The 25,344-nt window shown below is 50.1% G+C and carries 25 protein-coding genes and 2 pseudogenes; 21 read left to right on the top strand and 6 right to left on the bottom strand.

From position 1 onward, the window contains the following. Positions 1–55 precede the first annotated feature (55 nt). The 5 genes from GOM71_RS15510 to GOM71_RS15530 all read left to right on the top strand — a co-directional run bounded on the left by GOM71_RS15510 (position 56) and on the right by GOM71_RS15530 (position 4,965). Positions 56–1,378 carry an ABC transporter substrate-binding protein gene (locus GOM71_RS15510; RefSeq protein ID WP_156282670.1) on the top strand — a complete coding sequence of 441 codons (1,323 nt, stop codon included), beginning with the start codon at positions 56–58 and terminating at the stop codon, positions 1,376–1,378. A 94-nt stretch (positions 1,379–1,472) separates the two neighbouring features. Continuing rightward, positions 1,473–2,372 carry a carbohydrate ABC transporter permease gene (locus GOM71_RS15515; protein ID WP_156282672.1) on the top strand — a complete coding sequence of 300 codons (900 nt, stop codon included), beginning with the start codon at positions 1,473–1,475 and terminating at the stop codon, positions 2,370–2,372. A 3-nt stretch (positions 2,373–2,375) separates the two neighbouring features. Then, entirely contained in the window at positions 2,376–3,212 is an 837-nt protein-coding gene (locus GOM71_RS15520) for a carbohydrate ABC transporter permease (RefSeq protein ID WP_156282674.1), read from the top strand. Between the two features lie 28 nt (positions 3,213–3,240). Beyond that, positions 3,241–4,272, top strand: coding sequence for a glycoside hydrolase family 88/105 protein (locus GOM71_RS15525; RefSeq protein WP_156282676.1), 1,032 nt, complete (start codon positions 3,241–3,243; stop codon positions 4,270–4,272). Positions 4,273–4,512: 240 nt separating this feature from the next. Next, positions 4,513–4,965: a GNAT family N-acetyltransferase gene (locus GOM71_RS15530; protein WP_156282678.1), complete on the top strand. Its 453-nt coding sequence runs from the start codon at positions 4,513–4,515 to the stop codon at positions 4,963–4,965. A gap of 191 nt (positions 4,966–5,156) precedes the next feature. Here GOM71_RS15530 and GOM71_RS15535 read toward each other — a convergent pair whose 3' ends face one another. The 3 genes and pseudogenes from GOM71_RS15535 to GOM71_RS25150 all read right to left on the bottom strand — a co-directional run. Next, positions 5,157–5,351, bottom strand: a complete 195-nt coding sequence (locus GOM71_RS15535; RefSeq protein ID WP_156282680.1) for a hypothetical protein — start codon at positions 5,349–5,351, stop codon at positions 5,157–5,159. 66 nt (positions 5,352–5,417) lie between these two features. Further along, a pseudogene (locus GOM71_RS15540) lies at positions 5,418–5,708 on the bottom strand (IS1595 family transposase); the annotation flags it as partial. Between the two features lie 58 nt (positions 5,709–5,766). Next, positions 5,767–6,008: pseudogene (locus GOM71_RS25150) on the bottom strand (IS1595 family transposase); the annotation flags it as partial. 160 nt (positions 6,009–6,168) lie between these two features. On the opposite strand from GOM71_RS25150, the gene GOM71_RS15550 reads away from it, so the two are divergent. The 8 genes from GOM71_RS15550 (at position 6,169) to GOM71_RS15585 (ending at position 15,408) form a co-directional block, all read left to right on the top strand. Beyond that, positions 6,169–7,749: a protein kinase domain-containing protein gene (locus GOM71_RS15550; RefSeq protein WP_173275683.1), complete on the top strand. Its 1,581-nt coding sequence runs from the start codon at positions 6,169–6,171 to the stop codon at positions 7,747–7,749. A gap of 119 nt (positions 7,750–7,868) precedes the next feature. Further along, a complete protein-coding gene (locus GOM71_RS15555; RefSeq protein ID WP_156282684.1) occupies positions 7,869–8,567 on the top strand; it encodes a response regulator transcription factor in 699 nt (232 codons plus the stop codon). Beyond that, positions 8,564–9,919: a HAMP domain-containing sensor histidine kinase gene (locus GOM71_RS15560; protein WP_156282685.1), complete on the top strand. Its 1,356-nt coding sequence runs from the start codon at positions 8,564–8,566 to the stop codon at positions 9,917–9,919. The genes GOM71_RS15555 and GOM71_RS15560 overlap by 4 nt, the downstream gene beginning before the upstream one ends. Before the next feature lie 17 nt (positions 9,920–9,936). Then, positions 9,937–10,797: a carbon-nitrogen hydrolase family protein gene (locus GOM71_RS15565; protein WP_156282688.1), complete on the top strand. Its 861-nt coding sequence runs from the start codon at positions 9,937–9,939 to the stop codon at positions 10,795–10,797. A 41-nt stretch (positions 10,798–10,838) separates the two neighbouring features. Continuing rightward, the gene (locus GOM71_RS15570) at positions 10,839–11,504 is read left to right on the top strand and encodes a GNAT family N-acetyltransferase (RefSeq protein ID WP_483311051.1); all 666 of its coding nucleotides are present in this window, start codon (positions 10,839–10,841) and stop codon (positions 11,502–11,504) included. Between the two features lie 23 nt (positions 11,505–11,527). Continuing rightward, positions 11,528–12,202: a GNAT family N-acetyltransferase gene (locus GOM71_RS15575; protein WP_156282770.1), complete on the top strand. Its 675-nt coding sequence runs from the start codon at positions 11,528–11,530 to the stop codon at positions 12,200–12,202. Continuing rightward, the gene (locus tag GOM71_RS15580) at positions 12,199–12,990 is read left to right on the top strand and encodes an MBL fold metallo-hydrolase (protein ID WP_156282692.1); all 792 of its coding nucleotides are present in this window, start codon (positions 12,199–12,201) and stop codon (positions 12,988–12,990) included. The genes GOM71_RS15575 and GOM71_RS15580 overlap by 4 nt, the downstream gene beginning before the upstream one ends. Positions 12,991–13,434: 444 nt before the next feature. Beyond that, entirely contained in the window at positions 13,435–15,408 is a 1,974-nt protein-coding gene (locus GOM71_RS15585; RefSeq protein ID WP_156282694.1) for an endonuclease MutS2, read from the top strand. 33 nt (positions 15,409–15,441) lie between these two features. Here GOM71_RS15585 and GOM71_RS15590 read toward each other — a convergent pair whose 3' ends face one another. Further along, positions 15,442–16,086 carry a thiamine diphosphokinase gene (locus GOM71_RS15590; protein ID WP_156282696.1) on the bottom strand — a complete coding sequence of 215 codons (645 nt, stop codon included), beginning with the start codon at positions 16,084–16,086 and terminating at the stop codon, positions 15,442–15,444. 168 nt (positions 16,087–16,254) lie between these two features. Here GOM71_RS15590 and GOM71_RS15595 point away from each other — a divergent pair, with 168 nt between their 5' ends. The 3 genes from GOM71_RS15595 to GOM71_RS15605 are packed head-to-tail and all read left to right on the top strand — an operon-like array spanning position 16,255 to position 18,161. Then, the gene (locus GOM71_RS15595; protein WP_156282698.1) at positions 16,255–16,896 is read left to right on the top strand and encodes a trimeric intracellular cation channel family protein; all 642 of its coding nucleotides are present in this window, start codon (positions 16,255–16,257) and stop codon (positions 16,894–16,896) included. Continuing rightward, positions 16,893–17,390 (top strand): low molecular weight protein-tyrosine-phosphatase, encoded by a 498-nt coding sequence (locus tag GOM71_RS15600; protein ID WP_156282700.1) that lies wholly within the window; start codon positions 16,893–16,895, stop codon positions 17,388–17,390. Before GOM71_RS15595 ends, GOM71_RS15600 begins: the two co-directional genes overlap by 4 nt. 33 nt (positions 17,391–17,423) lie before the next feature. Further along, the gene (locus GOM71_RS15605; RefSeq protein ID WP_156282702.1) at positions 17,424–18,161 is read left to right on the top strand and encodes a class I SAM-dependent methyltransferase; all 738 of its coding nucleotides are present in this window, start codon (positions 17,424–17,426) and stop codon (positions 18,159–18,161) included. A 37-nt stretch (positions 18,162–18,198) separates the two neighbouring features. Here the strand turns inward: GOM71_RS15605 and GOM71_RS15610 are convergent, their stop codons facing one another. Further along, complete coding sequence (locus tag GOM71_RS15610; RefSeq protein ID WP_156282704.1) at positions 18,199–18,606, bottom strand: cupredoxin domain-containing protein; 408 nt, start codon at positions 18,604–18,606, stop codon at positions 18,199–18,201. A gap of 86 nt (positions 18,607–18,692) precedes the next feature. After that, entirely contained in the window at positions 18,693–19,430 is a 738-nt protein-coding gene (locus GOM71_RS15615; protein ID WP_156282706.1) for an alpha/beta hydrolase, read from the bottom strand. Between the two features lie 297 nt (positions 19,431–19,727). Between GOM71_RS15615 and pdhA the strand changes: the two genes are divergently transcribed. The 5 genes from pdhA to GOM71_RS15640 all read left to right on the top strand — a co-directional run bounded on the left by pdhA (position 19,728) and on the right by GOM71_RS15640 (position 25,270). Continuing rightward, entirely contained in the window at positions 19,728–20,795 is a 1,068-nt protein-coding gene (gene pdhA, locus GOM71_RS15620) for a pyruvate dehydrogenase (acetyl-transferring) E1 component subunit alpha (protein ID WP_156282772.1), read from the top strand. 55 nt (positions 20,796–20,850) lie between these two features. Further along, positions 20,851–21,828 (top strand): alpha-ketoacid dehydrogenase subunit beta, encoded by a 978-nt coding sequence (locus tag GOM71_RS15625; RefSeq protein WP_156282708.1) that lies wholly within the window; start codon positions 20,851–20,853, stop codon positions 21,826–21,828. A gap of 92 nt (positions 21,829–21,920) precedes the next feature. Further along, a complete protein-coding gene (locus tag GOM71_RS15630; RefSeq protein WP_367649637.1) occupies positions 21,921–23,237 on the top strand; it encodes a dihydrolipoamide acetyltransferase family protein in 1,317 nt (438 codons plus the stop codon). A gap of 4 nt (positions 23,238–23,241) precedes the next feature. Beyond that, positions 23,242–24,657: a dihydrolipoyl dehydrogenase gene (lpdA, locus tag GOM71_RS15635; protein WP_156282710.1), complete on the top strand. Its 1,416-nt coding sequence runs from the start codon at positions 23,242–23,244 to the stop codon at positions 24,655–24,657. Between the two features lie 124 nt (positions 24,658–24,781). After that, positions 24,782–25,270 (top strand): acyl-CoA thioesterase, encoded by a 489-nt coding sequence (locus GOM71_RS15640; protein WP_156282712.1) that lies wholly within the window; start codon positions 24,782–24,784, stop codon positions 25,268–25,270. Positions 25,271–25,344 lie beyond the last annotated feature (74 nt).

The following is a 25,344-nucleotide window of genomic DNA, read 5'->3' on the forward strand; positions in this document are numbered from 1 at the left end:
AATGTAACTTGTAAGACAACAATTCAACTGCACAGAAACGAAAGGGGATCAACAAATGAAGCACACGAAAAAAATGCTTTTTCTCCTGATGGCGCTGGCACTAGTATTTGTCGCAGCATGCGGCAACAACAATGGAAGCAATGCTGAAAACGCCGGCACTGGCGAACAGGCTGGCAGCAGCAACAGCGGCGACAAGCAAGTTACGCTGCGCATGTCTTGGTGGGGCGGCGAACCGCGTCACGAGTACACGAAAAAAGTTATCGAACTGTACCAATCGAAAAATCCGAACGTCAAAGTCGAAGTTGAATACGCAAACTATGATGATTACTGGAAAAAGATCGCTCCACAAGCAGCCGCTAACGAGCTTCCGGATATTATGCAAATCGATACCGCTTATTATGCTCAATATGCAGGCAAAGGCCAGCTTGAAGATTTGACGCCGTACTTCGGCAAACAAATCGATGTAACGAACATTAGCGAGAACGCTCTTTCCGCTGGCAAACTGGGCGACGGCAACTTCGGCATGAACCTTGGCGTTAACTCGCTTGGCTTCCAATACGATCCGGCACTTCTGAAACAAGCTGGCGTCGACAGCATTCCGGAAAACTGGACTTGGGACCAATACACAGAACTTGCGGCTAAAGCAAAAGCAGCCGGTCTCTACTTCGATACAGGCATGCGCGCAGAAGTATTCTTCGGCTACTACCTCCGTACACAAGGCAAAACGCTTTACAACGCGGACGGCAACGGCCTTGGCTACGACGATGACAAACTGTTCGTTGATTTCTTCGGCAGACTGGCTGAGCTTGTAAAATCCGGCTCTGTACCGACACCGGACGTGCTGGCACAAATTAAAGGCATCGAAGATGACTTGACTGTTAAACAAAAAGCGATCGGTATCTGGCAATGGTCGAACCAATTTGCGGCACTGCAGCAAGTAGCCAACCGCCCGTTGGAATTCGCTCCAATGGTAGGACCGGAAATGAAAAAAGGTTTGTACCTGAAACCGTCGATGTTCTTCTCCATCTCGAAAAACTCGAAAGTGAAAGAAGAAGCAGCTAAATTTATCGACTTCTGGATTAATGATGTTGAAGCGAACAAACTGATTCTTGGCGAGCGCGGCGTACCCGTCTCCAGCGTAATCAAAGAAGAGCTGAAACCGCTTCTGACACCGGCGCAACAACAAGTGTTTGATTATGTAGCTTGGTCTGAAACGAACAGCTCCCCAATGGATCCAGTTGATCCAATCGGTTCCGCTGAAGTATTCGCATCGCTGAAAAGCGTAACAGAAGCAATGAACTACGGCCAAATGTCGGCCGAAGACGCTGCTGCGAAATTCAGAAAAGACGCGGAGTCCGTACTTTCGAAAAACAAATAAGTAACGAACGGGGCGATGGTTGGCGCTGATCAGCCATCGCCCATTCCATAATAAGTAGAGACAAGACAGACTTCAGCGGTAGGAGTTGGTAAAAATGAAATCGCTTTCTTTGAAAAACAACTTGATCGGTTACAGCTTTATTTCTCCGTTTGTACTCGGATTTCTCATTTTCACTTTAATTCCGGCAGTCGCTTCGTTGTATTTCTCCTTCACAGATTACGATCTTTTATCATCGCCCAGCTGGCTCGGGCTTGAGCATTACACCAATATGTTTACATCGGATGATCGTTATGCGACTTCCTTGAAAGTTACGCTGCTGTACGTATTTATCGGCGTACCGCTTCGTTTGATCTTCGCGTTGTTCGTCGCGATGATCCTGAACACAACTTCGAAAGCTGTCGGGCTTTACAGAACCGTTTATTATTTGCCTTCTATCATTGGCGGCAGCGTTGCGGTATCGATTATGTGGCGCAACCTGTTTGGCGATCAAGGCATCATTAACGGACTGTTGACTGGCCTCGGTTTTAATAGTGTTAGATGGTTTGGCGATCCGGATGCCGCTTTGTTCATGCTTATTACGCTCTCCGTATGGCAGTTCGGATCTTCCATGTTGATTTTTCTAGCCGGTTTGAAAAACATTCCAGGCGAGCTTTATGAAGCGGCTGGCGTGGACGGCGCAGGCTTCTTCCGCAGATTTTTCAGCATCACGCTTCCGATGCTTACGCCGATCATTTTGTTCAACTTGATCATGCAATTAATCAGCGCATTTATGACTTTCGTTCCTGCTTACATTATTTCCAAGGGCGAAGGCGGTCCTATGGACGGCACGCTATTGTACTCGCTCTACTTATTCCGCCAAGCGTTCGTCTTTTTCGATATGGGCTACGCATCGGCAATGGCATGGGTCATGCTCATCATCGTCGGCATTCTTACAGCGCTTGTATTTGCATCATCCAAGCTGTGGGTTCACTACGAATCGGAAGGGGGCCGTTAAACAATGCGTATCGGCAACATGAAATGGCCGCTCTATCACGTACTCGTCGGCGCTCTTGCCATCATTATGATCTATCCGGTTATCTGGCTCATTATGAGCTCGTTTAAAGAAAGTTCGGTTATCTTTACGACATCGGGATCGCTTATCCCGGATCCATGGATTTGGACCAACTACAAAACAGGATGGCTTGGCGTCGCCGGTCAAACGTTTATGAGCTTTATTTACAACTCGTTTGAAATCGTAGTCATCTCGACGATCGGCGCAGTGCTATCGTCTGCATTCGTCGCTTTCGGATTTGCTCGTCTGCAATTTTTCGGCCGCAGCATTTGGTTTGGCATCATGATGGTAACGTTGATGCTGCCGCATGATGTCGTACTCGTTCCGCAATACATTTTATTCTCGAAGCTCGGTTGGATCGGCACGATCGCTCCAATCACGGTTCCGCAATTTTTCGGCATTCCGTTCTTCATTTTCTTGATGGTTCAGTTTATCCGTTCCATTCCCAGAGAATTGGATGAAGCAGCAACTATCGACGGCACAGGCAAATTTGGCTTGTTCTTCAAAATCATTTTGCCGTTGATCGTACCAGCGCTGGCAACAGCGGCGATCTTCTCTTTCTACTGGCGTTGGGAGGATCTGATGGGTCCGCTGCTATACCTGAACAAACCAAGCGCTTACACCGTATCGCTCGGCTTGAAAATGTTCCTTGACAGCGAAAGCGTATCGAACTGGGGCGCGATGTTCGCGATGTCGGTTGTCAGCTTGGTACCGGTTATTGCCGTATTCTTTATCTTCCAGAAGTACATTGTGGAAGGTATCAGCACAAGCGGGTTGAAATAATAGGATGAATAATGAGGAGACGATAGATATGCCGCAATTGCAATTTGATGAACAACAAATTCGTGACGTGATTGATCGTGTTGTCGAGCGCACCTTCCGTATGGATTTCGGCTGGGATTGGCCGGGCGGCGTAGCGTTCTACGGCGTATGCGAGGCGTATGAGGCAACAGGCAACGAGAAATATATCCATTTGCTGAAGCAATGGGTTGACGAGCAGTTGGAAGATGGATTGCCTCGTTTGACGATTAACGGCGTATCCATCGGCCATTCCTTGATTTCGCTTTACAAAGCGACAGATGAGCAGCGTTACTTGGATGTTGCGATTCAAATGGCCGATTTTTTGAAAAACGACGCGATCCGGTTTGCCGAAGGCATTTTCCAGCATACGGTTAACTCCGAGGAATATAACTTCCCTGAGCAGGCTTGGGTAGACACGATGATGATGGCGGGCTTGTTCCTTGTCCGTATGGGGCATTTGCTTGATCGCTCCGACTATTTGGAAGACGGCTTGAAGCAATATCACGGACATGAGCGGGTGTTGCAAGACAGCGTTACGAATTTGTACTACCACGGCTGGGACAACATTGCGCAAAACCATATGTCCGGCATCTTCTGGGCGCGCGGCAACAGCTGGGCATCGCTGACGATGGCGAAGGCGCTGCCGCATATCGCGGTTCAGCATCCGGCCTATATGATTATCGAAGGCTCGCTGCGCGATCAGCTTGCAGCGCTCGTCCGTCTCCAATCGGATAACGGCTTGTGGCATACGGTGCTTGACGATCCTGCAGCTTACGAAGAAACTTCCGGCTCCTGTGGCATTGCAACCGGGTTGTTCAACTTTGGACCGCTGTACAACAAATATATTCAAAAATCGATTGACGGCATTTTGGGCCAAATTACGGAAGACGGCTCCGTACAGAACGTATCCGCAGGCACAGCAGTCATGTTCGACAAGCAAGGCTACAAAGACGTTGCGCACAAACGGGTGCAAGGCTGGGGCCAAGGCCTCGCGCTTGCGTTCCTCGCGGAAGTGCTCCGCTCGAAGAAGCGGGCGTTTTAATAAAGCTTTAATGGGCTAGAGCAAATTACCTTCAATAGACAATTAAGGTTCATCTGTACGATGAGTGAAACCATAATTGTTATCGGAGGTTTTTTTATTTGGCTACTAGGATAGCAAGGATTATTAGAATTTCGCGTCGAACAAAAAGCATTAGTGGGAGGAAAGTATGCAACTATCCTCAAAAGTGCATCTGCTATCGGAATTGGATTTTAATGGAGAGCCAAGAAAGGATGAGACAAGATGAGCGTAGTGATTGAAAAAGCTTCTTATGCGGATGCGGAACAAATATTGAAGCTGCAACAGCTCGCCTATCGAAGCGAAGCGTTACGCTACAACGATTTTAATATCGAACCGCTAACGCAGACGCTAGAGCAAATTCAACAACAATTTAAAGATTACAACATACTTAAAGCTTTGGCGGATGACCAAATCGTTGGTTCCGTGCGGGCGATTGACCATGACGGGACATGCTTCATCGGCAAGCTGATGGTTCACCCTGACTTTCAAAACAAAGGCATCGGCAAACAGTTGATGAACGCCATTGAAGGTTTGTATCCAAATGCTCGATTTGAATTATTCACTGGTAGCCAAAGCGATAAGAACATTTCTCTATACGAAAATTTAGGATATAAACCATTTCGTGAACGAAGGATTACCCCTGATGTTAGTTTGATTTATTTAGAAAAGAGTTAATGAGCTAATGACCGTCTCTAATCGGCGACAGTGAGCACGTATGTGCATGCTGTCGCCGATTTTTTTAAAAACGCTGTTTTCGTATTAATTGTTGCTATATACAGAATAAGAGGTTGAAGGTTAATAAAGTAGCCTTCAATCTCCCACTTTTTGTTGTGGAAAACACTCGATAGTTGAATTATGCTTTATCTTCATTTTCCTTTTCCTTTAGGTTCGGGGATGCTGTTATATAACCTTATTAATTCATTTACACAAGCTTCACTTGTAAAACTTCCATTCCCTCCGTTTACCATTTGTATATTAGCGGCTGTAAGCATTAAAATGCTTTTTGCATCTGACTCATTTAAAGCAATAATTTTTTCTCTTGTTTTCTCTAAATCCAACATAAAATTACACCTGCTTATCAAAAATTATTAAGAAACTGACCCATAGTTGAATAAATCATTATCCAACTACGCACTTCTTAGCATTTGAACGGTAGTTTTGTTCGATTTGTGACAAGCCCCAAGTAATAGACCGTCTATTCGCACTTTTCGGTCAACCTTCTTGCTTTGCTCAAGGTATCTGAACCAATATAGATAGTTATCAAGGTACTTGGTTGCAACACCTTGGAATCGGTCCATAAAGTCTTTTAGTCGCTTATGATAAGCGTTCACATGCTGGATATGGTAAATGGATTTCTTAACCTATATCCCCTTGCGCATATTCACCATTTCGTGTTGCAGTCCTTTGTCTTTGGCGAAAATGCTTTCGCGGGCAAGTTTCTTTTCACCCAAAACACGCTCCAAGCACCTTTAAAACTCAACAGTAAGCCATCCGTCGAAGTCTGGCGTTCGTTTTCTTCACAGAAAACAGGCGTGAGGACACCAATATGTTTCTCTTATTCGACGTTGTGTTCTCATAGTCCTTGCTGTCGAGATAGCGGAACCACGCCAAGTAATGCTCCAATCTTTCAAACGGTTATGGTAGCTGTTAACGTTCTGGATATGGTAAATGCCTTTGATCCGCTGTTTTCCATCGGACTTGAAACGGTAATGTGGCAATTAAACGCCATTGCTTGCCGCGGCAGGGTTATGTTAGGATAAGTTCAACTGAATGAAGGCTGTTACGGCGGGAAAGCATCCCGATCTGCTAATTTGCGCGCATATTTGCGCGGTAGCGGATCGGGATTTTTTTATGCTGACAATAAAAGGGGGACTGCGAATGGATATCGAATTGCAGCCGGGAACGATATGGAACGGACGTTACAGGATAGCAGCGAAGCTGGGCAAAGGAGGAATGGGAGCTGTGTTCGCGGCGGAAGATCTGAAGCTGCAGGGCAAGCTGCGTGCGATTAAAATCGCGATGCCGTCGCCAAGCTCCGATAGATTCGGCTATCGCGATATCTCTGAAGAAGCTCGCATGCTGCTGCGGTTAAGCCATCCAAATTTGCCGCACATCATGGATTGCTTCGGACTTGACTTGCCGGGTCAAGACATGAGCTGCGAAGCGATAGTAATGGAGTACATTCGAGGCGAGACAGCAGGAGAAAGGTTTCAACGCTACGGCCGGTGCATGCCGTTTCAGGAGGTGCTGCGAATCGGGCTTCAGCTATGTTCGGCGTTAGCCTACTTGCATCGCCAAACGCCGCAAATCATTCATCGCGATTTAAAGCCGTCAAATGTCATGATGGAAGAGAACGGGCATGTTCGGCTTATTGATTTCGGCATTGCCCGGCACTATAAGAATGGTCAAACACAGGACACGATGCTGCTCGGCACGCCGGGCTTCGCCGCACCGGAGCAAGCGCGGCACGATGGCCAGAGCGATCCTCGCTCGGATGTGTTCGGACTCGGCGCATTGCTCTATTACTTGCTAAGCGGAGGGAATTGCTATGATGCGAACGGTCGGGAGCGGCAGCCTGCCAGCCGGCTTCTGCAATCGGATGTGCCTGCTGGATTTATAGCCGTTCTCGAGCGGATGGTTATGTTTCGGCAGATAGACCGGTATGGCAAGATGGAGGATGTTGAATTGGCGCTGCGCATGTTTGTCAGCGAATCAAAGGCCGCTAATAATCAGCTATCGACTCAAATTGCGCAGGGTGAACGAATACATATATCGTTTGCCCCTCTATCTGCGGGCGCAGGGTCGACGTTTCTAGCCATTTCGACGGCGAAGCTGCTCGGCACTCTAGGCATCGCTTGCGCCGCTGCGGAATATCCGTCGCCGCAGCCCGAATGGCGGGCGCTTCTCGGCATAGCTGACGAGAAGGAACAGGACGGAAAAGGCAGCGGTATTGCGGAATGGGCAAGCGATGGCGTATCATGGATGGCTCCGAAACATGGTTCGTTCAGCAATAGCGCCGAAGCATCGGAGAAGCTCGCGGTTCGTTTGCGGCGGACGGCTTGCGCCGTAACGCTGACCGACATTTCGAGCCATGCGGATCTTGCGGAAGCTCGAAGCTGGATGCTGCAATGCCGGATTGTCGCGGTCATCGCAGATCCATTCCCTGCGAAATGGAGTCTCGAACGGCTGAACTATTTTACCGAATTGGGAGAGCAATTACGTATTCGGGGCGGCAAGCTGGTGTGGATCGCCAACAAAGATTGCAAGTTTAACGGACGCTCGGAATGGATGCGCATGCTGCCCCACCGGCCAATCGCAGCGTTCCCGCTGCTGCCGGCGGAGCAGGTGCTGGATGCGATATGGAGAGGGGCTTGGCCGACGATGGATAAGAGGCTGCGCAAGGAAGCGCTGCCTGCGTTGAGGCCAATTGCGAATGAGATCAAGCGCTATGCGAAATGAATCGCAAATTATGATAAAATAGGATGGGATATTATGCAGTTGCATTTGAAAGTAAGCTTCATTATGATGAAGGAAAAATGGTCCGAAATACACAATAAGGAAGCGGGTGAACATCAAGAATGAGCGATCGCGTGCTGGTAGTAGAGGATGAAGCGGGAATTTCCCGCATATTGCAGTTGGAGCTCGAGCATGAAGGCTATACGGTCGGCACAGCCGCCGACGGCAGAACCGGCTATGAAATGGCTTCTTCCGGAGAGTGGGAGCTTGTGCTGCTGGATGTGATGCTGCCGGAGCTAAACGGCATCGAGGTGCTTAGAAGATTAAGACAAGCCGGCAATCCGGTGCCGGTCATTTTGCTGACGGCAAGAGACACTGTACCCGATAAAGTAAGCGGCTTTGAGCATGGCGCCAACGATTATATTACGAAGCCTTTCGCTATGGAGGAGCTGCTGGCCCGCGTACGCAACATTTTGCGCATATTCCAACAGTATCCAAAAGAGTCTGAGGGAACCGACCAAATTAAAGTGGGCGACTTGACGATCGAGCTGCGGACGAGAAAGGTGTTCCGCAAAGACATCGTCATCGAGTTGACCCCGCGCGAGTTTGAGCTGCTTGTGTATCTGGTTGAGAACAAAAACGTTGAAAAGTCTCGCGAGGACATTTTATCGGAAGTTTGGGGTTATGATTTCATCGGCGAGACGAATCTCGTTGATGTTTATATTCGATATTTACGTCAAAAGCTGGACAAGGGGTATCGGCATAAGCTGATTCATACGGTACGCGGAGTCGGCTATATGATTAAGGAGCCTGAAGCATGACGCTGCGTAAACGATTTACGCTTTTTACGATTTTTTGGTTAATCTTTATTCTTATTTTATTTAATATATTCGTCTATTTTTATGTGATCAAAATTACGACCGAAAGCGAAGAGCGCGTGATTGGCAACAAAGTGAATCTCATGCTGGAAAATCCGCTCATCCAGAACGGCAAGGGCATATACGATCCGGATCTGCTTAGCGAATATTATAATGTTAACGAAATGATACGGATCGTATTGCCGGACAATAGGGTCGTCAATATTACCGGCTCTGATCCCGTTCTGCTCAATTTGCCCGTTCAATTTCAAAACAACCACGATACAGGGATGATTTCCAAAGGAAATGAACGGATTTTGTACATGCGCGTACCGATTTTTGACGGCTCCAACCTCGTTGCGATGCTTGAGGTGAATCGGGTGCTAAATGAGCTTGACGATTATTTGCAAATTCTGGTCGCAGCGTTGACGGTAACGAGCGCGGGCGCAATTCTGTTTGCGATTTTCGGAACGTATTGGTTCACGTCCAGGCTGACGGCGCCGATGCAGCAGATGGTGAATACGATGCGCGAGATCGACCGCAGCGGCAAGCTGCGCAAAATCGAGCCAAGCAGCAGCGAGGAATCGGCAGAGCTTCAGCAGCTCGTGCGGGCGTTCAATCAAATGATCGAGAGACTCGACCGCACGTTTGCCAGGCAGAAGCAATTTGTGGCCGATGCGTCGCATGAGCTGAAAACGCCGCTGACTGTCATTAGCAGTTATGCGGGGATGTTGAAGCGCTGGGGACGCGACGATGAGAATGTTCGGAACGAAGCGATCGAGGCGATCGATCGCGAGACGACCCGGCTTCAAAGCTTGACGAAGTCGATGCTTATGCTCGCGGAAGCGGAGCAGGAGGATTGGCTTCGCCAAGAGCTGTTTGACGTCGTTCATGTGGTGAACGAGCTGGCGGGCATGCTGCAGACGACATTCCAGCGGACTATTCGCGTTAAAGCGATGTCCAAACAGGTTCGGCTGTACGGCGATAAAGATAAAATCAGACAGCTGCTTGTCATCTTGCTCGATAATGCGATCAAGTACAGCAAGGAACCGATCGAAGTATCCGTCTCACTGATGAAAAATATTGTGAAAATCGAAGTGAAGGATAAAGGGATCGGCATTCCGGAAAATGAAATTCCGCATATGTTCGAACGATTCTATCGTGTTGACGGCGCCCGCAGCCGGGCAACTGGGGGGGTAGGCCTTGGTCTGTCCATAGCCAAGCGAATTGTCGACCTGCACGAAGGTAAAATCGACGTTTTCAGCCTGCCGGATCTCGGAACGACAATATCGATCCAGTTTAAACAGCGGAAGTAGGAGAGAGGAATGGGACGATGAAATATCGGGTTGCTTCCGTGCAATATAAGCTTGCGGATATTAGCTCCTTTGACCAATTTGCCGAGCAAGTGACGCACTATGTGCGCAACGCTTCGGAGTATGGAACGCAATTTGTGCTGTTCCCTGAATTTTTGACGACGCAGCTGCTCTCGATCGGCGATGAGAGCGGCGCTGCGCTGCCGATTGAAACGCTTCCGGAATTTACGGAAGCCTACGAAGCGCTGTTTCAGCGTCTTGCGTCCGAGTATGGCGTATATATCGTAGGCGGAACGCATGTCGTAGATGCCGGCGAGGGCAAACGGCGCAATACGGCGCATTTGTTCCATCCGAACGGCAAAATCGACCGCCAGGCAAAAATTCATTTGACGCCTACCGAGGTAGCGGAGTGGAATATGACGCCTGGCGACGGTCTGCAAGTATTCGAGACCGAATTCGGCACAATCGGAATGCTCACTTGCTATGATATTGAGTTTCCGGAAATTGTGCGGATGGCTCGGGCTAAAGGAGCCGACGTCATTTTCTGTCCGTCCTGTACGGACGACCGCCATGGCTTTTATCGCGTGCGTTATTGCTGCCATGCAAGAGCGGTCGAGAACCAAATCTATATCGTTACGACCGGCACTGTAGGCGCGCTGCGCAAAGTTGATTTTATGCGCGCCAATTACGGTCAAGCGGCTATTATTACGCCGAATGACATCCCGTTCCCTCCAGCCGGAATATTGAGCGAGGGCGTCATTAACGACGACATGCTTGTCGTTGCCGATCTCGACTTGCAGCTGCTAGAGGATGTGCGGTCGGGAGGTTCGGTAACGACTTGGCGAGACCGCCGGACGGATCTTTATCCCGATTGGGCATAAGGCCGTGTTACTAGCATTTGCTGATAGCAGGAGGGGCCGCGATAATGAAGAAAACGTTCTATGTGTTCCATAATGGAAAGCCGGCAGAAGCGGTTATTCGACGCTATACGGCAGCGGACTTCGAGGCTATGATCGAGGTGCAGCGGCAAAGCTTTCCGCCGCCTTATCCGGAAGAATTGCTGTGGAACAAAGAGCAATTGACCGAGCATATTACACGCTTTCCGGAAGGCGCATTGTGCGCGGAAGCAGGCGGCTCGATCATCGGTTCCATGACCGGACTTATTGTTGATATGGACGATTACGGACATCATCACAGCTGGGAAGAGATAACCGACAGCGGCTTTATCCGCAATCATAATCCGGGCGGCGATACGCTGTATATCGCCGATATTTGCGTCGTGCCCGCCTATCGCAAAACGGGTATCGGCAAATGGCTGATGCAGTCGATGTACGAGACTGTCGTTCATTTGGGCATTGCCCGCTTGCTTGGCGCCGGCCGAATGCCCGGCTATTCGAGCTATGCATCCGTACTGACGGCGGAACAATATTTGAGCAAGATAATGGCGGGCGAGCTTACCGATCCCGTCATTACATTTTTGCTGCGCTGCGGCAGAACGCCGGTCGGCGTGGCGGAAAATTATTTGGACGACGAGCAGTCTTGCAATTATGCCGCCGTTATGGAATGGCGAAATCCGTTTAAGACATAGAGGGGAGCAAGCATACGATGACGATGAACTACCACCGCATTACTTCGATCGAAGATCCGCATTTTGCTGCGCTGCATTCGCTTCTGGGCCGTATTTTCCCGCCGGAGGAAGTGCTTGCATATGAACGATGGAAGGAGCCGCTGGAAGATCCGGGTATTCATGTCTACGTCGCTGTTGACGGAGAGGAAGTCGTCGGCTCGACCGAATACCGGTACTATCCGGAGCTTCGCGTTGCGATGACCGATTTTACCATTATCGGAGATCATTCGCGAGGAATTGGCCGTTTTCTAATGCGCAATCGCGAGAACGATTTGAGGCGGCTGGCGGAGCAGTCCGGCACGGAGCCGATTGGCATGTTCGCGGAAATTTACGATCCGTATTCCAGCGATGAGCAGCATTCGTTCGGCGGCGTAACGCCGATGAATCCGTTCGTCCGCCGCGAGGTGCTCTCGCATATGGGATATAAACGGCTGGCTGTCGAGTATGTCCATCCGTCATGGGATCATGAGGGTCAGGCGGTGGAAGGGCTAAACTTGAGCTTCCTTCCTGCGGATGAAGACCGTACGCATATCCCGGCCGAGCTCGTCACGCGCTTTCTCGAGGGCTATTATTCGGCGCTTCCGAATAAACCGCAGGCTTGGCTTGATATGATGGATCGTCTTCGCGGTATGGAGCAAATCGAGCTGCTTCCGATATGATGCGCATTTGGTTTCGCGGGACAGGGGATTCCATGGGCGTTCCCCGCGTCTACTGTGATTGCGAGGTTTGCGGGGAAGCCCGCTCGGAGGCCGGGGGCGTCAATCGGAGGCTTCGTTCGCTCGTGCAGCTTGAAGAAACAGAGTCGGGAACGACGTTGATTGATTGCGGACCTGATTGGGGCAGACAGATGGAAGCCGCAGGCTTGCGCCAGGTTGACCGCATTCTGATCACGCATGCTCATTTCGATCATATCGGAGGGCTTGTGGAATGGTCTGACGCATGCCGCTGGCTAGGCAAAAAGGGCGAAGCATTCGCGCCTGCCGAGGTGATAGCTGAGATTAGCGCTCGTTTTCCGTGGCTGCACAGCCATATCCAATTTACAGCGAATGATGAGCCGATGATGCTTGGACAATGGCGCGTGACGAATTGGCGGGTCCATCACGGAAAGAACGGCTACTCGTACGCTTACCGCTTTGACCATGTTTCCGGGAAAAAGAGCTGGGTTTATTGCTCGGATGCGATCGGCTTGACGAACGAGCAGCAAAAGCCGCTCTATGGCCTGGATCTGCTCGTGCTTGGAACCAGCTTTTATAAAGAGCATTTCGCGTATGAGACGAGGTCGGTCTATGACGTAACGGAGGCGCTCGAGCTTGTGAAGGAATGGAAGCCGCGCCGCGTTTGTTTTACGCATATGTCGCATGATATTGATCTTCGCAAGTCGTACGGCTTGCCGGAGCATATTGCGTTTGCATCAACCGGATTAGAAATTAGGCTGGAGACGGTTTGACAAGTAAGTGTTTTCTATTTTATAGTGTTGTTATCGTTTTTATTGTCATTTGGAAGGGGCTATTTTAATGATTACGGGTGTTCTTAACTCCTAATTGGATAGATCGGACATGATCGTCTTTAAGCAGCGTTTATTTGAGCTTGTCGAATCACTTGGATTCACATGCTTCTATTTCTCTGCCTTGATCGGTTGTCCGATGCCAAGAGTTAAGAACATGTGGATTCCGCCTAAATGACATTTAGTCAACGGCCCAATCACCGTGCTCTTCGAGCACGGTTTTTTTGTGTAAATAAACGTTTGCGAGCATAGCGAGCTAGTGCGAATGCGGCGCAATTCGTTTGTTTATACGGGTTTGTTGACTGAAAGGAAAACAGGGATGGAGCGCGCAGCGTTCTGTCCCTGTTTTTTTTATGCAGCATTGATGATAAAGGAGATGGATAACTGATGATGATGGAAACGTCTTTGCAACGTTTGGAGTATGGAAAAATGAAACAAAAGCTAATTGAAATGACGGTATCGCCTTCGGGACGGCGGCTTGCCGAGCGACTGGCTCCCAGCGGCAATCGAAATCAAGTAGCGGCTTGGCTGAACGAGACGGAAGAAGCGTCGAGGCTGCTTGCTGCCGGCGCTAGCGTTCCGCTCTCGACAATGGAAGGCATAGATTCATTGGTGGAGCTGCTCGGGAAAGGAAAAATCTATTCCGAAGCTGAGCTGGAACAGTTGCTCGTATGGCTCGCCTCGGTTTTGCAAATGAAAAAATATATGGACAGCAAGAGGGAAATTGCCCCAACTATTGCGAGCTATGCAGGCTCGCTCAGGGATTGCCCGGAGCTGCGCGAGGAGCTTGGGCGCGCCGTGCGATTCGGCAGGCTTACGGATCAGGCGAGCAGCGAACTGGCATCGATACGCAGACAAATTGTCGCAGTAGAGGACCGCATAGAGAAAAAGCTTCAATCCGCGCTATCGAAATATAAAGCGGCGCTGCAAGAATCGTTCATCAGCAAACGGAACGGCAGAGCGGTAATTGCCATTAAACGAGAGCTGCGCAAGCAAGTGCCGGGAACGGTGTGGGGCGAGTCGGCAAGCGGGCAGACGATTTATGTGGAACCGATCGACGTGGCCGGATTGCAGAGCGAGCTGCAAAGCTGGCTGGCGGACGAGGAACGGGAACGCACCGTTATTTTATCTAAGCTGTCGGATATGGCCGATATGTACGCTTCTGAGCTTCTCGGCAACCGGGAGGCGATGGCGTCATTTGATTTCATTATGGCAAGAGGAAAGCTTGCACGCTCTTATGACGGTAAAAAAACGACGTTGAGCGATCGTTCGATCATTCAGCTGGTTGAAGCGAGGCATCCGCTCCTGGGCGGCGCAGTTGAGCCATTGACGGTTGAGCTCGGCGTAAGATGGAAGCAGCTTATTATTACCGGACCCAATACAGGCGGCAAAACAGTCGCTTTAAAGACGATAGGCTTGCTTGCTGCGATGGTTCAATCCGGCTTGCTTGCGCCCGCGGATGAGAAAAGCCGCTTCGGCCTGTTCGATTCAATCATTGCCGATGTCGGAGACGGGCAAAGCGTGGAACAGTCGCTAAGTACTTTTTCCTCGCATCTTGCGGTTCTGAAAGAAATGCTGGAGCATGCAAGCTATCGTTCCTTGCTGCTGCTGGATGAAATGGCGGCTGGCACCGATCCAAGCGAAGGCATTGCTTTGTCGATTGCCGTTTTGGAGGAGCTGCTTGAGAGGGGCTCGCTAGTAGGCGCAACAACACATTTTAACGAGATCAAAAATTTTGCCGCGCGGACTCCAGGCTGCATGAACGCCAAGATGGCATTTGATACGGAGACGCTTAGGCCGCTGTATCGGCTGGAGCTTGGGGAAGCAGGAGACAGCCACGCGTTTGCGATTGCCCGCCGGTGCGGTTTGCCGGAGCGTGTCCTTCAGCGTGCAGAACGGATAGCGGAAATGAGGCAGCCGTCAGAGAGCACAGCAGCCGATAGTTCGCCACATCCCGTTTCGGAGCAGCCAACTGAAACCGAAATCTCGCAAGGGAATGGCTTTAACCCGAAGGAGAAACAGGGGCAAGAGTTAGAACGCAAGGCCAAGGAAGAAAATCGTCAAGCATTAAAGAAAGAGTTTGAGCCGGGAGATGCCGTTTGGATCTATCCGCTCAAGCGAACGGGCATCGTTTATCGAGAGGCGGATGCCCGAGGCGAAGTTATTGTGCAGGTGCAGGGGAGCAAGATGAAGTTCAATCGCAAGCGGCTCAAGCTGTATATCGAGAAGGAGAGGCTGTATCCGGAAGGGGAATACGATATGGATATCGTATTTGAAACGAAGGAAAACCGGAAAATACGAAAGCTATTAAGCCGCAAGCATGTGGAGGGACTCAAGCTGGAGACGGAAGGCGAAGACTAAATATAGATCTGAACAGCAATTAATAGACGTTAGCTAGTCTTTGCTTTGAATAATGAGCAATACGCCGTCGGAGAAGGCGATACTTCCGGTTTGCTGCTCGATGATGTTGCTGATGCCAAGCGATTGGCCGATGCGGAGGACGGCATTATGCAAAGGATATTTAAAGCCATCAAGTGTAATGCCGGCTACTCGCTCGGACAGCGGGAGCAAGGAGACGTGGCTGTACTCGCCTTTCGTCAGGCGTACTTCGGCAGGTCCTTGCGCCAGTCTGATCGTATTGTGCTCATCAACAATTGCGGCTGCTATACCTTGCTCTAGCGCGAGGGATAGAAGATGCACATTCGCGAGCGAATGGTCGAAGCGTGTCCCAAGCGCGCCGGTGAGCACAATTTCAGCCGGCTTCCGTTCGAGCGCCAATCGAAACGCCATCTCCGTGTCGGTATAATCTTTATCGATCGGATCGCATTCTATAGTTTCTGTGCTTGTGGAACGGATTTGCTCCAGCTGCTCTGCGGTTACCGAATCGAAATCGCCAATAGCGGTATGAGGTTTCAATTGATGGCTGATCAAATAGAACGCTCCGCTGTCGGCGCCAATCAGCATATCATCAGGCTTTACGAGCTTTGCCGCCCATTCGCCAAGCCTGCCTCCGGTAAAAATCATAATTCGTTTGATCATCGTATATATCCTTTCGGGTGTCGTTCTCGCTTTTGTCAGTATAAAACGATTGCATGGAAGAACGCAAAAACCATTGCGAAACCGAATAAGCGCGGCTAAAATGGGGAATGACTCAACCGATGCGCTTATGCGAGCGATCGGGATACGGAAGCGGAGGAGTATTAGTTGTTGGACGTTGATATTTTTGGCGTATTCAGCATTATCGGCACAGTCGCGTTCGCAGTGAGCGGCGCCGTCGTTGCGATGGAAGAGGAGTACGATATTTTGGGCGTATTCGTTCTCGGACTTGTGACGGCATTCGGCGGAGGCGTTGTGCGTAATTTGCTGATCGGCATGCCGGTAACGATGCTATGGAATCAAGGGCATTTGTTCAAAATCGCGATTATTGCCATGACGATTGCTTTTTTGCTTCCTGCCAGATGGATTCTGACCTGGCGAAGGAGCGAAGCGTTTTTCGACGCGATCGGCCTAGCCGCGTTCGCCATTCAAGGCGCGCTTTATGCCACAGAGATGAAGCACCCGATTAGCGCTGTGCTCGTTGCGGCAATGCTGACCGGAATCGGCGGCGGAATTATCCGCGATGTGCTTGCCGGACGGAAGCCGCTCGTGCTCAAAGACGAAATTTATGCGGTATGGGCGATGCTTGCGGGTCTTGCGATTGGACAAGGCTGGTTCCATTCCACGCTTGATTTATTGTTCTTATTCGTCGTTATTATTACGCTCCGCATGCTGTCGGTCCATTATAAATGGAAACTGCCTAGACGGTCGCTCAATCAAACGAATTTACAGAAGGAAGGTAGCGGATCATGACTAAGCAAGCGCGCGTATTGTTTGTATGTCTAGGCAACATTTGCCGATCGCCGATGGCGGAGGCTGTTTTTCGCAGCATGGTGCAAAAAGCCGGACTGGAGCAAGCGATCGAGATCGACTCCGCCGGTACGGGAGACTGGCATATCGGACGTCCGCCTCACGAGGGAACGCGAAAACAACTGGACAGCAAAGGGATATCATACAGCGGAATGAAAGCAAGGCAGTTTGCCAAAGCTGACCGTGACAAGTTCGACTATATCGTATGTATGGATACGAAAAATGAAAAAGATGTTTTGGCGATTATCGAAGACGATATCGGGGGCGATACGGGGCGTGAAGGACGCGTGTTTACGTTTATGAGCCTGTTGCCGGAGCTGAACATTGCCGACGTGCCGGATCCGTACTATTCCGGCAACTTCGATGAAGTTTATGAGCTGGTGGAGCAAGGCTGCGCCAAGCTGCTATCGGAAATTCAGCGCGACTTGCAGGCATAGTTAGCATCGTTATCAGCTTAGGAGGCGATCGGTATGAAGCAGAATAAGTATGATGATGACGTTTTTTTTGAAAAGTATAGCCAGATGGACCGTTCGAAGAAAGGTCTTGAGGGGTCGGGCGAGTGGCATGAGTTTCAAAAGCTGCTGCCTGATTTGACCGGCAAGCGCATTTTGGATGTAGGTTGCGGCTATGGCTGGCATTGCCGATACGCGATGGAACAAGGGGCTCTTTCGGCGGTCGGAATCGATATTTCGGAAAAAATGTTGAGCGAGGCTGAAATCAGAACGGATTCAAATGCTGTACGTTACATTTGCATGCCGATTGAAGAGATTGATTTCCCAGTGAACAGCTTCGATGTTGTCATTAGCTCACTCGCTCTTCATTATGTCGAGTCCTTTAGCGATATTTGCGATAAAATCAGGCGATTTCTAGTTAGTAACGGCAGTTTTGTGTTCTCGGTAGAACACCCTGTATTTACGGCGGAGGGCAGGCAGGAATGGCATTTCGATGAAGCGGGGAATATGCTGCATTGGCCGGTGGACAACTATTTCGAGGAAGGTCTGCGAACGACAAACTTTCTTGGCGAGGACGTCATGAAATACCATAAAACATTGACGACATACGTCAACACGCTTATTCGCAGCGGATTTGAAATTACGGGTCTGGTCGAGCCTGAGCCGGAAAAAAGAATATTGGGTATGCCAGGCATGGCTAATGAATTGCGGCGCCCAATGATGCTGCTGGTTTCAGCAAAAAAAACGGATAAATGAGAAAGGTACCGGCGATTGAGCCGGTACCTTTTTTTGACTAGGACACCGTAATTTTGCCTTTCATATCTGCGTGGCCGGTGCCGCACATGATGGAGCAAACGAATTCGTAAGTGCCGGCTTTGTCGACCGTAAATTTTGCTGTCTCGCCGTCTTTGATGTTGATTTTCAAATCCGGTATTTCGAGGCCGTGGTTGCCGCTCGTGTTTTTAAGCGTGAGATTGACGGTATCGCCGACATTTAATTTAATGTCAGTCTGGTCGAACTTCCAGTTCTCTGCGTTGACCGTAATATCTTTCGTGCCCGCCGCGCCGCCGGCATTCGTGCCTGCGTTGTTGCTGCCGCCATTATTATTCGCATTGTTATCTGTGCTTTTGCCGCAGCCGCTCATAACGAGCATTACCGCCAGAATGGCAATTGCCGCAAGCTGGAATTGTTTCTTGAACATGCTGGTTTCCTCCTGAAGCTTGGATAGTGTAGTCAGTAATAACTTTATCCTAAACAACAAGATTTAACCGTGCGGCCTGACGTAATTTATTCCGTTTCCAAAAAATATTTCAGCGCGTCTGGAATTTCCTGCTGCCAAAATCCCCACTGGTGCATGCCATCCATTTCTTTGTAGGAAAACACGGCGGCGCGAGCTTTCAGCAAGTCGCGGGCATCGCGGTTAATAGCGACAAAATCCATCGTCCCGCGGTCTGTCTCGAAAGCCGTTTCTTGCAAGCCGACGATCATATACAGCTGAAGCCAGCTTAGATCGGATTGCTGTTCCATAATTTCTCTCGAACGGTCGTAAAAAGCGCCGGAAAGCGACATCACTCGCGTGAACAGATGAGGATAAGACAGCGCTATATGGAAGGAAACCGTTCCACCCAGCGAATCGCCGGCTAGCAGCCGCTGCGAGGGCTCCCGTCTGATCGGATATTTGCTTTCAATATAGGGAACCAATTCTTCGCCGAAAAAACGGACATAATCGGCGTGGCGTTCGCCGTCTGGCGAATATTCCGAAGTGCGCTTCGACTTGTCGACATCTACGCCGACAATAATGAAAGGCTCGACGCCTTCGTCGAGGATTAACCGATTTGCCGTAGTCGCGATTCGTCCAAAGTTGAAAAAATCTTCGCCGTCCTGGCAATAGACTGCCGGATAACTGAGCACCTCATTGTAGCCGGGCGGCAAGTATACGCGCAGGCTGCGCTCGCCTTCGGGCAAATAGCGGCTCGTTATCGAATCTTTCAAAACCGTTCTTTTTAAATATCGTTCATCCGTCATGTTATGGATCCTCCTTGTGTTCCTGTTATTTGAATGGAAAGGGTCGCATGTGGGAAAACAATAGTATGGCGACACCAAAATGATAACGCTATATTGTATTATGCTGTTACACAGAAATATGAACTCTGTTACATATACAATTAAGAGATAGAATCTGGTGTATTGGCGAAAAAACAACGGTTTTTTTGTTTTTTACTTTGACCATTTTCGGTAAACAGGTTTATAATAATTCTATAACAGAGCATTGTAATATTCAAATAATTATGACTGAGGTGAGCGTTCAAAATGAGCAAACTGCTGAGCAAACTGCCATATGAAGTTCAAACAGAGCCCGTTAAACCGCTGTCCGTACTGTCGCTTGACGGAGATGTAGTCAATCCTGACTTGATGCCGGAGCTTACAGACGAGCAATTGAAAGAAATTATGTACCGCATGGTATTTACACGCACTTGGGACGAACGTGCCGTTAACCTGGGCCGTCAAGGACGCCTTGGCTTCTACGCGCCGGTATCCGGCCAGGAAGCTTCCATGGTTGGCAGCGAGTACGCGCTGAACAAAGACGATTTTATTTGCCCTGGTTACCGCGACATGCCGCAGCTCGTATGGCACGGCCTGCCAATGTACCAAGCATTCCTATATTCCCGCGGTCATCAGCATGGCGGCCAGATTCCTGAAGATGTTCACGTGCTTATGCCGCAAATCATCATCGGCGCGCAAGTTCTGCATGCAGCCGGCGTAGCGATGGCATTCAAAAAACGCGGAGAGAAGCGCGTTGCGATTACGTATACAGGCGACGGCGGCTCGTCCGAGGGCGATTTCTACGAGAGCATGAACTTTGCCGGTTCTTTCAAACTGCCGGTAATTTATGTCGTTCAAAACAACGGCTATGCGATTACGACTCCTTACTCGAAACAAACAGCTGCGCTGTCGGTTGCGCACAAAGCGGTAGCTGCTGGCATCAAAGGCGTTCAAGTAGACGGCATGGACGTATTGGCAGTTATTAAAGCGGTATCCGAAGCAGCGGAACGCGGCCGCAACGGCGAAGGCGCTACGCTGATCGAAATGCTGACATACCGTTACCGTCCGCACTCGATGGCTGACGATACGACTAAATATCGTACGAAAGAAGAAGAAGCAGAATGGGCTCCTAAAGATCCGCTCGTTCGTTTCGGCAAATATTTGGAGAAAAAGGGCCTCTGGACGGAAGAAGATACGAATCGCGTTAAAGAGGAAGCGAAGGCGGCTGTAAACGACAGCATCAAAAAAGCGGAAGCGACAGAAAAAATGACGGTTGCCGGCTTGATTGACACGATGTTCGAATCGACGCCTCAGTATCTGGAAGAGCAAAAGGCTGACTTTCAATAATTAGCGCTGAAATGGGATTTTGCGCGAAGCAAATATGAGGGAGGATCTGACGATAATGGCTCAAATGAATATGTTGGAAGCGATCCGCGACGCGCTGCGCGTGGAGCTTAAACGTGATGAGAACGTGCTTGTCTTTGGCGAGGACGTAGGTAAAGTCGGCGGTGTATTCCGCGTTACGGAAGGTTTGCAAAGCGAGTTCGGCGAGGAACGCGTATTTGATACGCCTCTGGCCGAGTCGGCAATCGGGGGCCTTGCAGTAGGCATGGGCGTTCAAGGATTCCGCCCGGTTGCAGAAATTCAGTTCGTCGGCTTCATTTATGAAGCGATGGACCAAATGTTTATTCAAGCGGCTCGCATGCGTTACCGTTCCGGCGGCCGCTACAATTCGCCAATCGTATTCCGTACGCCATTCGGCGGCGGCGTAAAAGCGGCTGAGCTGCACACGGATTCGCTTGAAGGCTTGGCTGTTCAAACACCGGGCATCAAAGTTGTAATTCCGTCGAACCCGTACGACGCAAAAGGCTTGATGATCGCGGCGATCCGTGACAACGATCCTGTATTCTTCATGGAGCACTTGAACCTGTACCGCGCATTCCGCGCTGAAGTTCCTGAAGGCGAATATACAGTTGAGATCGGCAAAGCGAACGTTGTTCGCGAAGGCAGCGACGTTACGATTATCGCTTACGGCATGATGGTTCATACGGCTGTTAAAGCTGCCGAAGAGCTTGAAAAAACAGGCGTCAAAGCTGAAGTTATCGACTTGCGCTCGCTTGTTCCGCTCGATATCGAGACGATCGTAGCTTCGATCAAGAAAACAAACCGCGCAATCGTCGTTCAAGAAGCGCAAAAAACGTCCGGCGTTGCAGCCGAAGTGATTGCCCAAATTAACGAAAAAGCAATTCTGCACCTCGAAGCGCCAGTGCTTCGCGTTGCTGGTCCGGATACGGTATATCCGTTCGCGCAAATCGAAGATGCATGGCTTCCTACGCCTGCGCGCATCGCAGCGGCAGTCAATAAAGTGCTGACATTCTAATTGAGCGACTCGCAGAGCGCTGCAATTATGATATAGATATGAAGCGAAATGCCCATAGATGCGGGGCAAATACGTAAAGGAGGGTACTCAACGTGGCAAAATTTGAATATCGGTTTCCAGAGCTCGGCGAAGGCTTGCACGAGGGCGAAATCATCAAAGTGCTTATTAAGCCAGGCCAAAAAGTAACGGATGACGACATTATTATGGAAGTACAAAACGACAAGGCGATCGTCGAGGTCCCGTGTCCGGTTAACGGAACAGTCCAAGAGGTGCTCGTTAAGGACGGCCAAGTATGTCATATCGGCGAAATCGTAGCGATCATCGATGCGGAAGGCGAATTGCCTGAGCAAGCAGCTCCAGCTGCGGCAGAGCCTGCACCTGCAGCGGTACCAGTCGTTGCTGCGCCAGCTCCAGCAGCAGCTCCAGCTGCTGCACCTGCACCGGCTGCTGCTGAAGCGCCAAAAGCAACTGGCGGCCTTGTGCTTGCTACGCCAAGCGTGCGCAAATTCGCTCGCGAGCAAGGCGTTGACCTGACGCAAATTAGCGGTACAGGCAAAAACGGACGCATCACTCGCGAGGACGTAACGAACGGAGGAGCGGCAGCACCGGCAGCTGCGCCTGCAGCAGAAGCGCAAGCTGTTGAAGCAGCAACTGCGCCTGCAGCAGAAGCGGCAGCACCGGCTGCAGTTGCAGCCGGCACGCCTTACCGTCCTGAAGAGCGCATTCCATTCAAAGGCATCCGCAAGGCGATTGCGGGAGCTATGGTTAAATCGGTTTACACCGCGCCGCATGTTACGATTATGGACGAAGTGGACGTAACGGAACTGGTTGCGCTGCGCGCGAAATACAAACCTTATGCAGAGAAGAAAGGCGCTAAGCTGACTTACCTGCCGTTCATCGTAAAAGCATTGGTAGCAGCTTGCCGCCAATTCCCGATTATGAACTCGACGCTGGACGAAGCGAATCAAGAAATCGTCTACCGCAAATATTACAATATCGGTATTGCAACAGATACAGACAACGGACTTATCGTTCCGGTCATTGAAGATGCTGACCGCAAGAACATTTGGATGGTTGCCGATTCGATCCGCGATCTCGCAGTGCGCGGCCGCGACGGCAAGCTGAAGCCAAATGAGCTGAAAGGCAGCACCATTTCGATCTCCAACATCGGTTCCGCAGGCGGCATGTTCTTTACGCCGGTCATTAACTTCCCTGAAGTTGCGATCCTGGGTACGGGCCGTATTTCTGAAAAACCTGTCGTTCGCAACGGCGAAATCGTAGCGGCTCCTGTAATGGCATTGTCGCTTAGCTTTGACCACCGTCTCATCGACGGCGCAACGGCTCAAAACTTTATGAACTACATTAAGCAGCTGCTGGGTCAACCAGAGCTATTCATCATGGAGGTGTAAGAACATGGTAGTAGGAGATGCTTCTTTAGATATTGATACTCTAGTCATTGGTGCAGGTCCCGGCGGTTACGTTGCTGCGATCCGCGCAGCGCAGCTTGGGCAAAACGTTCTCGTTGTCGATAAAGAGCATGTCGGCGGCGTATGTTTGAACGTTGGCTGTATTCCATCCAAAGCTTTGATCTCTGCATCCCATCAATACGAATCTGTTAACCATGCGTCAGCTTTCGGTATTTCCGCAAGCGACGTTAAGGTTGACTGGAATAAAGTGCAAGAGTTTAAAAACGGCATCGTTAAAAAACTGACTGGCGGCGTAGCGTCCCTGCTGAAAGCGAACAAAGTTCAATTTTTCAGCGGTGAAGTGATGTTCATCAACGAGAATGAAGCGCGCGTATTCAACGATCAGGAAGCGCCGCGTTACCGGTTTAAAAACTGCATCATTGCGACAGGTTCCCGTCCAATCGAGCTGAAGGCATTCCCTTTCAGCAAACGCATCGTATCTTCGACAGGCGCGCTTTCGCTGCCTGAAATTCCGAAGAGCCTGATCGTAATCGGCGGCGGCTACATCGGTATAGAGCTTGGTCAAATGTACTCGAAATTCGGCACGAAAGTGACGGTTATCGAGGGCGGCGACACCATTCTTCCAGGCTTCGATAAAGATATGTCTTCGATTGTTGCGAAGAAGCTTAAAGGCACTAATGTCGACATCGTAACGGGAGCTATGGCGCAAGGCGCTGAGCAAACAGACAATGATGTTACATTGACTTATAAAGTAGGCGACAAAGAAGAGAAAGTAACAGCTGATTACTTGCTCGTAACTGTCGGCCGCCGTCCTAACACTGACGGCGATCTCGGACTTGAGCTTGCAGGCGTTAAAGTTGGCGAGCGCGGCCTCGTTGAGGTTGACGGCCAATGCCGTACAAGCAATCCGAACATTTTCGCAATTGGCGATATCATTGCCGGACCTGCGCTTGCGCATAAGGCAATGTACGAAGGCCGAGTAGCTGCAGAAGCAATTTCCGGTCTGCCAAGCGTAATCGACTACAAATGTGTTCCAGCGGTTTGCTTCTCCGATCCGGAGTGCGCGAGCGTTGGCCTTTCCGAGAAAGAAGCGAAAGACAAAGGCTACGAGACGAAAGTCGGCAAATTCCCGTTTGCGATCAACGGCCGAGCAATGTCGCTTAACGCTACGGAAGGCTTCGTGAAGCTGGTTGCCGACAAAAACTCCGGACTCGTGCTGGGCGCGCAAATTATCGGCAATGAAGCTTCCAATATGATTGCTGAGCTTGGTCTCGCAATCGAGATGGGCGCTACGCTTGAAGATATCGCGCTTACGATCCACGCGCATCCGACGCTTGGCGAAATCGTTCTTGACGCTGCTGAAGTGGCATTGGGCCATCCAATCCATACAGTGGGCAAATAAATATAAGTTTGATAACCGCGGCGGGCCGCCGCGGAGGGGGAGGCTTCGCAGCTGCTGCAGCATGCGAGCCTCCTTTTGTATATGTGCATATGATGTATAAATCGACGCTAAAGGGGCGGGACTTATGGAGAAGGCCGGCAAAAAAGCGAAGGATTCGAAAGCGATTATGACGCAGATTATTTTCCCGCTGGATACGAACCATCATGATACGATGTTTGGCGGCAAAGTGATGGAATATATGGATAAAATCGCAGCGATTTCAGCCATGCGCCACTCGCGTATGCAAGTTGTCACCGCATCGACGGACAGTCTCGATTTTGTCGCTCCAATTAAGGTTGGAGATGTGATCGAGATCGAAGCGTTTGTCACACGGACGAATCGCAGTTCGATGGAGGTGTACGTATCGGTACAGTCCGAAAACCTCTTTTCCGGCTATAAGACGACGACAGTGACCGCGTTCTTCACTTTTGTCGCGCTTGATGACCAAGGCAAGCCTGCTCAAGTGGCTCCAATAATCCCGGAAAGCGAAGATGAAATACGTCTTTTTGAAAGCGCCCCTGAACGTTATATGCAGCGCAAAAGTCGAATGATGCAAAGAAATGCTACGATCTAGTAGCGTATTCAAAGCTTAAGATGGTAAAATAAAAAGATGGTTAGGTTGTACGGTATTTAGCAAGGGGGGAATCA

This window comes from Paenibacillus sp. NEAU-GSW1 (assembly GCF_009737085.1).
Classification (GTDB): domain Bacteria; phylum Bacillota; class Bacilli; order Paenibacillales; family Paenibacillaceae; genus Pristimantibacillus.